This is a genomic window from Legionella sp. 27cVA30, assembly GCF_024160945.1.
GTDB lineage: Bacteria > Pseudomonadota > Gammaproteobacteria > Legionellales > Legionellaceae > Legionella_A > Legionella_A septentrionalis.
On sequence record NZ_JAMYXK010000002.1, the window covers coordinates 1,251,481 to 1,264,003 of the forward strand.

The following is a 12,523-nucleotide window of genomic DNA, read 5'->3' on the forward strand; positions in this document are numbered from 1 at the left end:
ATGAGAACAACAGGGAAAAGCATATGAGAAAGCGGATACCTGATAAAATATTGCAAGCCTACCGGTTAACAAGTTTATAAATAATACAATATTATTAAGATAGGATTTGTATTCTGTTGTATAATTATCCTTATTGCTTTGATAATTGATAGTATGCAACAGCCTGAATCTCTCAAAGCGGCAGTCCCGTGGCTATTCAGAGCCAGTAAAGATGAAAAACAGATTTTAATTTTGGGTACCTGCCATGCTCATACCCTGGATGTATTTTCCCCGCAAATTCAAAGTTTATTATGTAAACCCAAGAAATTATTAATGGAAAGAATAAACTTCTCGGTACCGGAAATGGTAAAGGATTTTATAAAATTACCGCTTAAGATTTATAAAAGGAAGGTTGCCGAAGAAAGCAGGTTTTTAAAGTTATCTTCTGCAGAGCAAACCTTTATTAAGGAAAAAATTTTACATCATTTACAATTTGAATTAAGGCAAATAGGTGAAGATCTTGCCAATGTAAAGGATGAGCTTATATTCGGGATGATTCATGGAATTTATACCCAGACAGATGGCATAAATTCCATGGATGTACAATTAAGGGAAGAATATAAAAAGGCGGGGAAGGCCATCGTCGGTCTTGAAGAAAGCAGCGATCTTTTCTCACAAATCTTGCATTTCTATGCACGTAATTTTGCACAAAGCACAGATAGCTTAAGTACGGTGTTGCAAACACTGGTGCAAAGGGTAGGTGCTGCCCGGAAAAATTATCTTAAAAAGGATTTTTTGTGTGAAACCAGCAGTATTCCTGTGGCTAAAAGAAACCAAAATTGGTTTTATCGAATCCTGCAAGAGCTTGCTGAAGATAGTAATATGTTGCTTGCCGTGGGTTTGGCACATTTAACCGAAAAAACAGCAGGATTGTTAAGCTGGTTTAGAAGTCAGGGTTATGCGATTGAATTAGCTGATAATGAGGGAAATTTTCGCGTATTTTCCATGCAGGTTTATTCTGCAGGAGCAGAGGTTGGCATAATGATCTCGCAAAATTTTTTTTCCCTGCCCGCATACGAGCCTTATCAGTTTACTGGCAAGCTCGAAGAAGCATCTGATTTACAGTTACAAATTTTGGTTACTAAAAACCAGACTAATCCTGCTTATATTATGGCCATAGCTGCCGAGGCAATTAGAAGAGCTCAGGCGAGCCCTGAAAAAGTTTGGATTGTCCACAATGTCATTGGCCATTGCGCCAATCCAGAATTAAAAGAAGAAATTGAAAACCGCTTTAAGCAAATTGCCAGCTATAAGCCCTATTAATCTATGGGGCATACTCGAATAATATGGCCGTCAGGATCTTTCGCGAGGAAAGTGCGGCCAAACACTTCAGTAGATGGTTCTTGCATGATATGCATATCGGGAAGTTTGCACCAGATTGCAAATAAATTGTCTACGTCTGCATTTGTAGGCAGCATGATTCCTATTTCCGAAAAGCGCTCGCTACTTGTGTTTGGCGGTGTTCCCCCAGTCCAAATAGCAAATAATGCCTCATTTCCGGCAGCGAATGCTACGTAGCGCGGGCTTGAAAATACGGGCTCAGCATTGAAAATTGTTTTGTAAAAAAGAGTGGAACGTGCGATATCTGAAACGTAAATCAATTGTAAATTGGCTTTAGGGGAAAGGGACATTTTTAAGCTCCTGTGGATTGATGATGGCTTAAGCTTAAGGGATGCTGCTGCCAGTTTTTGTCAGTAGCCTGATGTATTTATTGTTGCGGAATGTTGTTAAGCGCTCGCCATTTCTTTAACAAAGTTTGCCGGCGTTGCGGATAACGTATATCTACAAGCTCCAATTGCAGGAACCGATCCGTGCGAAAGTGGCGAAAATCCTGCCTTAACTCACACCATGCAACCATCAGTTGGATTTCATCAAAAAAACCAAGTGCGATGGGCCATAAAATGCGCTCGGAATAGTTGCCTTGTAAATCTTGATAGTACAGTTTTAATTTGCGTTCGCGCCGGATCGCTTGACGGATAAGAATCAAATCAGTGTCTTTGCTTTTCTGGTGTTGTCCGGGAGGAACCAAAAGACTTGAGGTTTCCAGCTGGGTTTGTAATTCTGCAGGCAAGATGGCTGCGATTTTTGCCAATACGTTTTGCGCCGCAAATTTTAATTGCGAGTCAGCGCGCTTGGTAACCCAACGCGCTCCCAGAACAATCGCTTCAATTTCATCTTCTGAAAACATTAAAGGGGGTAGCATAAATCCTGGCTTCAAGACATAGCCCATGCCAGGCTCGCCTTCGATAGGAGCACCAAAAACTTGCAAGGTAGCAATGTCCCGGTAAAGCGTACGCAGGCTTACGCCTAATCGCTCAGCAAGAATTGCCCCACTCACTGGAAGCCGGTGACAGCGTAAAAGTTGAATTAAAGCAAATAATCGTTCAGTTCGAGACACAGACTGCCATTGTAATAATGTTGGGGTGGCCACAATAAGGAACTGGCATTTTAAATGAAATTGCCGGCTTTCGCACTTTTCTTTAATTGCAGGCAGGTTATGAAAATTATCATGAAGCTTTGGCAAAGATCGCTTTGAAATAGCGTTTTAGAATAATTTTTTATTGATAAACGATAATTTTTATTTATAATACGGTGGTGTTTAATTTAAAGGAATTGCCATGAAAAAAATACAACGGACCAGCCGCCTTTTGCGTCTTTTCTTTACCTTCATTTGTTGGGCTATCCCTCTGACTTCCGCTTATTTTATTCTTTTTCACCTAGAGCGTATCATTGAGTGGGGAGCCTGGTCGCCGATGATATCATCCAAGCATATACAAGGTACTTCTCATTACTCCCTCATCCATCGCTTTATCATTTTAATGATTCAATTATTGCCCTTGTCGATCACCGTACTCATTTGCAATAAGTTGGCCAAATTATTTGGCTTGTATGAAAGAGGAGAGTTGTTTGAAGAAGAAAATATAAAATTAATCAGAGCGATAGGAATTTACATGATACTGGGGGAGCTGGTGCAATTAATTTATCAACCCATGCTTACGGCGGCACTGAGTTTTAATAATCAGACAGGCGAGCGGGTTATAAGCGTAACGCTGGGCACCACCAATATTGCTACTTTGTTAACGGCTTGTATTATTTTGGTAGCCTCCTGGATCATTAAAGAAGCCAATCAATTAAAAACTGATTCTCAGTTAACAATTTAAGGATGTGTCATGCCAATAATTGTTAATTTAGACGTGATGATGGCCAAGCGGAAATGTCGCCTGAAAGAATTGGCAGAAGCCATAGGAATTACCGAAGCTAATTTATCCATTCTAAAAAATGGCAAGGCAAAAGCGCTGCGTTTTTCGACACTGGAAGCAATTTGCGCTCATTTAAATTGCCAGCCCGGCGATATCATTGCCTATATGATGGATGAACATGACTCGTCGCTGTAAGCGAGTTTAATGCACTTTTGCCCAAGGTGAATTGTGCCTGTATGCTTATGGGCACAAACTTTGTTTCTTGCCTCTTGCTCACCATCTTGCAAAAACCAGCCATGTATTGGCTGCAAAAAGTAAAATCACTCCCATTTAGATTTTTGCAGCACTGGGCTTATCCGCTATTGTGTGCTTATAATTCCACATTTTGAATACTGGCAACTGTAAGAAGATATTTTTAGTTAAAACAAGCGGTTAAGCATGCATTGCTTACGGAAAAAGGGTTAATGCTTGTATCTCAGTAAATAGATGGCGGAATGAAAAGAATAAAACTTGATACGTGCAACGATAAAGCAAAGCTTTGCCAGCTGAAAAATTTAAGTTAGCCGCGTTTGCTTGCTTTTGGCAGGCATGAAGGAATTGCTTTTGACGAATAGGGAAAAATATATGGTACAAACTGTGCTTGCTGATTTTGAGGTTACTACTTCTATTCCCAAGAAGGATTTACAAATGAAAGAAGTGCATTCACAAATTCACAACATAAAAAAGCATCTTGATGCAATGATCGATGCTACTTACCATAATTCCAGCATGATAGGCAGGTGGGCCAATTTTTGGGGAGGTGAGGTGCCTCTTTGGCAAAAAATTCTGGCTGGGGTTGGTTTTTTCGGGACTTTGCTGGCATTGGGAGTTTTGGGGCATTTGTTGCCGCTCATTTTGATCACCGTGGTTTCTGCAGTGGCATATGGGATTATCAGTTATATCTTTGATGAGCATTATGAAAGCGCGAGGATATCCAAAGACAGTCTTAAAAAAGGCATTTTTGGATTAGTAGGAGTTTTAGGTGGGATTATTGGAAATTTACAACAGCTTAAAATACAACTGAGCCAGGAAGTTGAGCAATTTAAGCGGGAAAATGAAAAGTTAAACTGTTCCACTGCAGAATTAACGCAACAAGTGCAGTTGCTGTCGCAAGACGTGCAGGGCTTGGCTGAAGTTCAGGGTGAATTTACGCAATTAAAAATAGCATATTCACAGTCATTGGCAAGATTGGAAGAATTTAAAACAAAAACAGCGAAGCAAATTGAAAATTTAAAGGAGGTAACGAATCAATTGACGCGAATTTCGGGTGAGATATCGGATGTTTACATCCAAGATAATGAGCATAAACAAATGTTTGTTATGCAATTGCAGCAATTTGTAAACCATGGTACGGAAGAAGCAATTAAAAAATCTGAAGAATATATTTTGCTTAAACAAGAATTGGCAGTAATCAAAAAACAGTTGCAAGAGAGTGGGACACTTTATGAGCAGTTAAATTCTGTTAGTGAGTCATTTTTTAAGAAATACCATGAAGAATTAAAACAATTGCAGGCATTAAAGCCAAATGATAACCCTGTTTCCCAGGTACAGCCTTTCAGCTTTATGCAAGCCCCCAGCCCAAGACTACTGCAAATGTGTGCTGAAAAAGAAGACGAAACCGTTATTTCCCTTAACATATAAGCTTGGCAAGAGATGAAAAATTATTGTACATCTAACCAGAGGATTCTTTTTCAAGGATTTTAATCTTCTACTCACAGAGTTATACACAGATTTTGTGGATAACCATTTTCCCCAATGAAAAAAGAAAATACGCCATGCCCCTTGTATTTACTGAGGGTTTTAAAAATTTAAAACAAGGTGTTTTGCAGAAAGCGCGGCATGAGAAAAAAATTATCCACAAATAAATTCATGCGGATCTCTTTTCGCAGAGCGTAGATGGTAACTAAATAAAAACAAAAAAAACAGTCTTGACGAAGTAACAAAATATATGATGTGAGCAGCGAACGAAGTTTTTTATTGGTTAGTTCTTATATGAATTATTTGTAAAAGCTTACCTGCAAATAACTTAAGCCTGCTAGTTTTAATAGCCATGACAGGCACAAAGGCTGCGCAAGTCAATCCACTACAATGACTGCAGCTCCGGTAAACCGGCCATGGCGAAGATCATCGAGAGCTTCATTGGCATGCAGCAAAGGGTAAAGATGGATTTCTGTCTTCACCGGAATCGATGGCGCCAAGGTTAAAAATTCTTTACCATCTTTTATCGTTAAATTGGCTACAGAGCATAAAGTGCGCTCACCCCACAAAATGGCGTATGGAAAGCTTGGAATATCACTCATGTGAATCCCCGCACAAACGACAGTACCGCCTTTTACAATATTGCGCAGAGCCAAAGGGACAAGCTTCCCTGCCGGGGCAAAAATAATGGCAGCATCCAAAGGTTTCGCAAGTATTGTCTCAGCAGCGCCAGCCCATTTAGCACCCAATTGATAAGCAAAAGTTTGCGCGGCTTTATCTCCCAGGCGCGTAAATGCGTAAATTTCCCGCCCCTGTTTGCGGGCTATTTGGATTAAGATATGAGCTGCTGCACCAAATCCATAAATGCCTAATCGTTGCGCATCTCCTGCCTTTAGCAGGGCACGATACCCAATTAAACCGGCACAGAATAAAGGAGCCGCCTGATAATCAGAATAGCCTTCTGGTATGGGAAAACAAAAACGATAATTGGCAACTGTATATTGTGCAAAACCTCCGTTTATTTGATAACCCGTAAAACGGGCAGCATCACAAAGATTTTCCCGCCCGCTGCGGCAAAATCTGCACACCCCGCAACTTCCACCAAGCCATGGCACACCGACGCGTTGCCCGACGCTAAAACCAGTCACTTTATTTCCCATCTTCGCAATGGTTCCAACGATCTGATGGCCAGGAATAAGGGGCAAGGCTGGCTGATTTAATTCTCCATCGACCACATGCAGATCCGTGCGGCAAATGCCGCATGCACTGACTTTAATCAGAATTTCATCTTCTTTTGCTTCCGGTCTTTCCACCTCAGCATACTTTAATTTTTGCCGGGGTGCTTCCAGTATCATCGCCTGCATAGACCTGGCCTTACATTCATAAAAGATAATACTTTGAGCATAGATTATTATTGTGCAAGAGAGGATTGCCGCAGTTTCGGTATATTTGCCAAAGATATTAACCATTTATTCCTTGGCTATTGGGACAGGCAAATTGGAGCGCTCAGAATATTTAAATAGGCAATTCATGTTCAAGCCATTGGTAACAGCGAATCTTAATTTGCTCTGCCAGTGGTTTGTGAAGCCGCATGGAATAAAATGGTGGCCAGATGCACTTGCACCCGATGGTCCTGCTAGATTAAGTTTGAGTTTCAGCAATGATGCTAGAAAAGAGGTATATGAATGAATGCAAATGGCAATGCTTTAATAAAAAAGGTTTCTGCTGGTATAGATATGCAAATGTGATTTGCTAGTCGGCATCAAGTATTTGTAGAAAGGTAACACGTCCCCATTCCTGAGGAAGTCGATGGGCTCGATTTAAGTAGCGTTCATTACCTCTTGCTTTTAACCAGCAACCTATAGGTACCACGCGTGTTCGTTACCCAGAGGATTTTGCTAAAATTGAACGAGTGGCTATTCTAGAAGCGCTACTTCCTCTACTGTATGCCCAGGTTTTTTTCGTACTAATCCTGCTGCCAGAATGCAAGCGACGATAATTGCTCCACTGATCAACCATGCTACAGGCCTTATTGAGCCATTGAATGCATGCATACCAAGCCCAACCATTACAGCGATGACGACGTAACGTAATGCATTACTCATACCTGTTGCAATGCCACGCATTTCCGGGTACACATTCGCAGATTGTATCCCGTAAATAGAGGCAGCTAAGGTAATACCGGCGCTTAAAATAACCATTGCTACACAAATTAAAAATGGATTGGACGTTGTATAGCAGGCAAGCAGTAATAATATTGCGCCTAGACTGCTAGTGATTAGCCCCATATATTTTGTTTTATTCATCCCGTATTTTTCAATGATCCCAATGCTTAAGAATGAAAATAAGGCAAAAGATCCCGGCGCCATGGCTTGATAAAAACCGTAACTAGTCTTAGAAACTCCCAAAAAGTCGATAAAAATAAGAGAAAGATTTGCAGTAAATAAAATAAGCGTACTAAAAAGGATATAACATACTAACGCAGCACCCATATAAGGGAAACTGCTTAGCACGATACCATAGCTTTTGAGAATGCTGGGGATGGATAGGGCGCTGCGTTCACCACTCGGAAGGGTTTCATCAATGAAAAGTATACTCCCAACCAGAGAGGCAGTGGTGAGAATGGCAATCAGTAAAAAAGTGGATTGCCAACCGAAATAAATGTTCAAAAAGGAGCCCAAAATCGGAGCTGCCGCCATGACACCAGCAATAAAAAGATTCATGCCCGCACACAATTGAGCGACCTTTTGCGGAGGGTATGATTCCAGTAGCATGGCAAAAGTAACTACCATCGGCGCTGCAGCCCCGATTCCTTGTCCTAAACGGCAGAGAAGAAAAATATCAAAATCGGTTGTGCAAAGACAACCCCAGCTGGCTAAGGTGAATAATCCAAGCCCAAGTTGTAGTATGCCTTTTCGCCCAAACACATCGGAAAGAGGGCCAAACAGCAGGCTACCAATAAAAATACCCACAAAATTGATGCTTAATACGTTTTGAATAGCATCCGCAGTACTATGGAAAAAGAGTTTCATGTCTGGGAAAGCAGGTACATAAATGTCGGTTTCCATGCATACTGTTGTATACATAATGGCGACCATCACCAATAGCATGAGATTTTTTTTATCAATCATGTGGGACCTTGTTTCATAATCTAGACGCAACAGGAGAACCTTTAAGTCTAACTTTTACTCGGTACGATATTTTACCATCTTGTGCTGTTCTTTTCTCAATACTAGCCATAATAACCGATAACAAATTACATATAGCAGCACACTACAACAGCCAAATCTACAAGTCAACTATTAACCATATTGAGTTTTTGTTATTCATTGAGAATTGCAAGGCATATCCGAAACTCAAGGGGGATTATGATTGTTATTCATATATTGATTTTTTGTATGTCGTTGATAATTACAATATATATTAAAAACTCAAGGTGTAATGGGGCATCTATGGGGCATCTTTTTGGATAAATACATTATTTTCATGCTCATTTCATTTTTACGGATTAATTTAAAACTAAATTAATTATGAAAGTGAACGATAAATAGAGAACTATAATTTTAATTAGTGACTAAATTACAGTCAGTTAATTGTGTAAGGGAATATAATGTCCAAAAATAGCTTACCGGCTCATATTGATGGATTGCTTCAATATTTAGGCCAGCCCCATGAAAAGGCAAACGAAGATTTAGCTTTGAGTTATTTTAGAAAAATATTTCCCGGTTTTACTCGTCAATCCGATGCGAGTAGAAGCGATGGTTATGTAAAGGGACATTTTGTCTTAGAACTAAAAGGCAAAACTAAAGATTGGTACAGTGGCTTATTTCAAGGGTTAGCTTATAAGAGGGATCTCGATTTCTCAGTTATTGTAGTAGCTACAAAAGGCTTCTTAGGTGTCTGGAAAGCAAATGATCTTCCCGATGAAATAATTGAGGCATGCCTCACTACCTCGGGTGCTCCTTGTGCAATTGGTAAAAAAATAGCCTCAGATTATAAGCACCTTGAAAAACAGATTTTTGAGAAGGCAATTTGGTCTGATGATCACATGTATCTTTTATTCAATGAAGATAAACAGTACTTCGTAGATAAAATTGTTTCTTTTGAGAACGCATTAAGATCCTGTGAAAAAGTTAGATTAAAAATTACACCAACAAACTTTACAAAAGTATTAAAGGAACTTGCTCAGTTTTTTGACCCTACACAACCTATTAAAGCTGTCGCAGCTTTTTACACAATGATTTACAGTTGGGATGAAAATTCTATTGTTTCGTTAAGTAACCGAGACCAAACACAAGCTTCTCTTCCTGGCGAAGCAATAAGATATCTAATTCCGGGTCAAAGAGTTAAATTTAAAAAATTTGTTGAAAATTATTATATTGATCAGTCGAAATTTGAAGATTTGGATGAGTTTTTTGCTCAATATGATAAGGCTATAGATAGTGTTGATAAAAACTTTAGAGTGCAACACGGTGTATATTTTACCGATCTGAATCTCTCAAAATTTGTAATGTGGTTAGTGAAACAAAGCATTCCTGATTTAGGAAAAAATTACATTGTTATTGATCCAGCATGTGGCAGTGGCAATTTAGTCACCAATTGGAAATCGCCACTTGAATTACGTCATAAAGTCGTCAGCGAGCTTGAACCTGATCTGTTATATGCTGTAGACCAAAGATTGAAGAAGGATCCATGGCATGCAGGCAGATTCACTGTGGTACCAAAAGTTGGTAGTGGTGAAGGTTTAAATTTTTTAGACAAAAGCGCAAAAGAATATATCGAAATTATTGAAAAAGCTTTAAAAGAAAAGGGGAAAAAATTTGATAAGCCAATTGCCTTTTTATGTAATCCACCCTATCGAGGAGATGACGATACTACTGCTGAGTCAATAGATTATTCTATACATCAATCGATTATTGATTGTATAGGTAAAGAAGGGCAGGCAGAGCGCTATAGTTGTTTTCTAGCACAAATGAAATTGATTTGTGACCAAGTAGTGGAGAGTGGTTTACCTGGTGATACAAGATTATTGCTATTTACAAAATCTGCTTGGCTCACAAATCGAACATCATTTAATGCCTTATATGATTTAATGCTTTCTTCATTTAAATTCATAGATGGAGGTCTATTTAATGGAAAGGAATTTTTTGATTTAAAGGGAAAATTCCCAATTGCTTTTTCAATGTGGAGCTACAGCCCTAATAACAAATCTGAAACAAACCACGTAAACCTGCAAGATTTTACGTGGATAAACAAAAATCAACTATCAGAGCTACCTTGGCAAAACCAACACGAATTAGAAAAGCAATGTAGAGCCATAATAAATGATAAAAGAAGTATAAGTATTTCTTTCGGCTTAAAAGCTTTATCCATGAGAAAATGGGTTGGCCAAACTCAGAAAAGTTTTCAACGTTCAAGAAGGAAAAGCGAGCGTGACAATTTTACCTCTGGAGGTTTGCCATCTTCAGATGAAAGATTAAAAAATAAAATTGTTTATGGCGAAACCACTGGTAGTCATATTGGATTTATGGACGACTATACTCCATGTAGAATTAAAGAACATAAAATTAATATACCATGGTTCAGATTAGACGCTTTAATAATGGACTGTAAGCGAACAAGATGTTTCTCTGCACCTTCTGACCAGAAAAGTTATTGTGCTTACGATAAAGAGTCAGCTTATAAGACTTTTTTATGGTATGGGTTGTTAAGAACTTTCTTTCAAATTGGATATCCTATATGGGCAGATGCATATGAGCTTTGGGCTCCAAAAATACCAAAGCAATTGGAAAATAATGTAAGAAAATATGTTTTTTCAATTGGATTAGCAGAAAATGAATGTATAGAAACAAAATTTCCCGCAAATAACCCAATTGAAGGCTCTGAAGAAATTCATTGTAATAACCCAATGTCGCCACTTGACCCTAATTCATTTTGGTCAAAAATTATGTCTTCTGATTTTTCTCGAACAGATGATAAAGACTCTTTACCCCAAAAATTAGTTAATTCAGTATTTGATTTATACAAAGAATGGCAAAGTAGATTTCGTTATTCGCCTGAAATAAAAGTTTCATACAGGAAACAATATTTTATTGAGGAAGGCGCATTAACCCAAAATGCTGGAATCGTTCAAATCAAAGATTATGCTAATGAGAGAGATGACATAGTTTTATTGAGTTTATTAAAAAATATATCGGTTTTATTAAAATCTACAAAAGAATCATTTTATGAGCTATTAACAAATGCTCATCAAATCAATTATTTTGGTGCATCACTTCAAGACGACGTAAAAGATACTATTGATGAATCAAAACGAATATTTCCCATAAATGAAGTACGATTAACGCTCGGTACAATGATAGTTAAATCCTTGTTTAACAGTAAAGGCTTCGGTAAAACCAAATTTGCAAAAGTATTTTATATTGCAGATATGATGAGTAAAAAAAACTTAAAGACAAAGTATTATCGAGAGGTAGCTGGGCCGGTTGATTATAATATCCTTTACAACAAAAACGTTAGTATAGAAAAATTAGCGTCTGATAAAGGCTACTTTACAACAGATCAGCAAGAAGGCAAACGAGTTAAATATATTCCAGGAAAGAATATAGATGAAGTCGAAAACCTTAAGAAAGAAATTTTTGGCAATGAACTAGAAGAAATAGAAAAAATTATCAACAAGTTCAAAAATCTCAACACAGACCAAGCTGAAGTTGTAGCCACATTATTTGCATGCTGGAATGATCTTCTAATTGATAAAAAAGAAATAACCGATGAGATAATCATTGAGGAATTTCATAATAATTGGCATTTATCCAAAAAACGATTTCCGAAGCAGAAGCTTCTCAAAATTTTACTAAGCATGAAGGAACACGAAATTATTCCGCAAGGAACAAAAGGACACACTTATTTAAAATCAGATAAAAAATAATTGGATATTTTGTGAGTGTTCAACCAGTGTCTCGGTTCACGTCTTGCCCTTTGTCTCGTATGTAGAGAGGAAAATGCAATCAGTGCAAACCGAAAACAATTATTAATTTGACTATACTTTTAAATATTAAGATGGAATTCTGAGGACAAGGAATGGAAGAGAATATACGGCTCAAATTAATACAGCATCTCTCCGAAACAGAAGGCAGAAATTTAGATCAAGTTATTTCTAAACTCTGTAATATTCTTGAAACTGAATCTGATGGATTTTTGAAAAATTGGATAAAAGTAAATGTGGCCAATGCAATAGGCTCATATAACACTAGATGGTTTGATCTTTGTCGTTCAAATCTTGAAAAAGCCATGGAAGATATAGAAAACATTAGTCAAGATTCATTTACTCAGAATAAAGTAAATTCTCAAGCAAATCAGGTTACTCAGCAACAGCTAAAAGTCGCTCTTAATGAGATTCAAAAAAATAAATAATTAATCGCCAATTAATTGACTGAAATTGATAAATTAATTAAGAGGAAACTCGGCGCGAGGAATTTTTGATTATAACGACATCGGCTGTATTACATGTTGCCAATTGTGGGTGCTTGTTACTACTTAGTGTCCCG

General features: G+C 38.1%; 10 protein-coding genes. 6 read left to right on the forward strand and 4 right to left on the reverse strand.

Features of this window, described 5'->3' with window-relative positions:
• The first annotated feature begins 153 nt into the window (after positions 1-153).
• Positions 154-1,302: a TraB/GumN family protein gene (locus NKV53_RS11270; protein ID WP_126953319.1), complete on the forward strand. Its 1,149-nt coding sequence runs from the start codon at positions 154-156 to the stop codon at positions 1,300-1,302.
• Here NKV53_RS11270 and NKV53_RS11275 read toward each other — a convergent pair.
• Both NKV53_RS11275 and NKV53_RS11280 read right to left on the reverse strand, forming a co-directional pair.
• The gene (locus NKV53_RS11275; protein ID WP_126953320.1) at positions 1,299-1,670 is read right to left on the reverse strand and encodes a VOC family protein; all 372 of its coding nucleotides are present in this window, start codon (positions 1,668-1,670) and stop codon (positions 1,299-1,301) included. The two genes, NKV53_RS11270 and NKV53_RS11275, sit on opposite strands and share 4 nt — an antisense overlap.
• Positions 1,671-1,747: 77 nt before the next feature.
• Complete coding sequence (locus tag NKV53_RS11280) at positions 1,748-2,437, reverse strand: YafY family protein (RefSeq protein ID WP_126953321.1); 690 nt, start codon at positions 2,435-2,437, stop codon at positions 1,748-1,750.
• A 220-nt stretch (positions 2,438-2,657) separates the two neighbouring features.
• Here NKV53_RS11280 and NKV53_RS11285 point away from each other — a divergent pair, with 220 nt between their 5' ends.
• From NKV53_RS11285 to NKV53_RS11295, 3 genes are all read left to right on the forward strand, one after another.
• Positions 2,658-3,200 (forward strand): DUF2975 domain-containing protein, encoded by a 543-nt coding sequence (locus NKV53_RS11285; protein ID WP_126953322.1) that lies wholly within the window; start codon positions 2,658-2,660, stop codon positions 3,198-3,200.
• 9 nt (positions 3,201-3,209) lie between these two features.
• On the forward strand, positions 3,210-3,434 hold the full coding sequence (locus NKV53_RS11290) for a helix-turn-helix transcriptional regulator (protein ID WP_126953323.1): 225 nt from the start codon (positions 3,210-3,212) through the stop codon (positions 3,432-3,434).
• 429 nt (positions 3,435-3,863) lie between these two features.
• Positions 3,864-4,919: a hypothetical protein gene (locus NKV53_RS11295; protein ID WP_127057113.1), complete on the forward strand. Its 1,056-nt coding sequence runs from the start codon at positions 3,864-3,866 to the stop codon at positions 4,917-4,919.
• A gap of 434 nt (positions 4,920-5,353) precedes the next feature.
• On the opposite strand, the gene NKV53_RS11300 is transcribed toward NKV53_RS11295, so the two are convergent.
• Together NKV53_RS11300 and NKV53_RS11305 are read right to left on the reverse strand one after the other, a co-directional pair.
• Positions 5,354-6,340 (reverse strand): zinc-dependent alcohol dehydrogenase family protein, encoded by a 987-nt coding sequence (locus NKV53_RS11300; protein WP_127032333.1) that lies wholly within the window; start codon positions 6,338-6,340, stop codon positions 5,354-5,356.
• 552 nt (positions 6,341-6,892) lie between these two features.
• Positions 6,893-8,107: an MFS transporter gene (locus tag NKV53_RS11305; RefSeq protein WP_126953326.1), complete on the reverse strand. Its 1,215-nt coding sequence runs from the start codon at positions 8,105-8,107 to the stop codon at positions 6,893-6,895.
• Between the two features lie 479 nt (positions 8,108-8,586).
• On the opposite strand from NKV53_RS11305, the gene NKV53_RS11310 reads away from it, so the two are divergent.
• Together NKV53_RS11310 and NKV53_RS11315 are read left to right on the forward strand one after the other, a co-directional pair.
• On the forward strand, positions 8,587-11,904 hold the full coding sequence (locus tag NKV53_RS11310) for a hypothetical protein (protein WP_253351157.1): 3,318 nt from the start codon (positions 8,587-8,589) through the stop codon (positions 11,902-11,904).
• A gap of 152 nt (positions 11,905-12,056) precedes the next feature.
• A complete protein-coding gene (locus tag NKV53_RS11315) occupies positions 12,057-12,389 on the forward strand; it encodes a hypothetical protein (RefSeq protein WP_253351159.1) in 333 nt (110 codons plus the stop codon).
• Positions 12,390-12,523 lie beyond the last annotated feature (134 nt).

Excerpts from the sequence above, each read along its gene's own strand:
- NKV53_RS11310 (WP_253351157.1), top strand. The coding sequence starts at position 8,587 with ATGTCCAAAAATAGCTTACCGGCTCATATTGATGGATTGCTTCAATAT.
- NKV53_RS11305 (WP_126953326.1), bottom strand. The coding sequence starts at position 8,107 with ATGATTGATAAAAAAAATCTCATGCTATTGGTGATGGTCGCCATTATG.
- NKV53_RS11275 (WP_126953320.1), bottom strand. The coding sequence starts at position 1,670 with ATGTCCCTTTCCCCTAAAGCCAATTTACAATTGATTTACGTTTCAGAT.
- NKV53_RS11270 (WP_126953319.1), top strand. The coding sequence starts at position 154 with ATGCAACAGCCTGAATCTCTCAAAGCGGCAGTCCCGTGGCTATTCAGA.
- NKV53_RS11300 (WP_127032333.1), bottom strand. The coding sequence starts at position 6,340 with ATGCAGGCGATGATACTGGAAGCACCCCGGCAAAAATTAAAGTATGCT.
- NKV53_RS11290 (WP_126953323.1), top strand. The coding sequence starts at position 3,210 with ATGCCAATAATTGTTAATTTAGACGTGATGATGGCCAAGCGGAAATGT.
- NKV53_RS11285 (WP_126953322.1), top strand. The coding sequence starts at position 2,658 with ATGAAAAAAATACAACGGACCAGCCGCCTTTTGCGTCTTTTCTTTACC.
- NKV53_RS11295 (WP_127057113.1), top strand. The coding sequence starts at position 3,864 with ATGGTACAAACTGTGCTTGCTGATTTTGAGGTTACTACTTCTATTCCC.
- NKV53_RS11315 (WP_253351159.1), top strand. The coding sequence starts at position 12,057 with ATGGAAGAGAATATACGGCTCAAATTAATACAGCATCTCTCCGAAACA.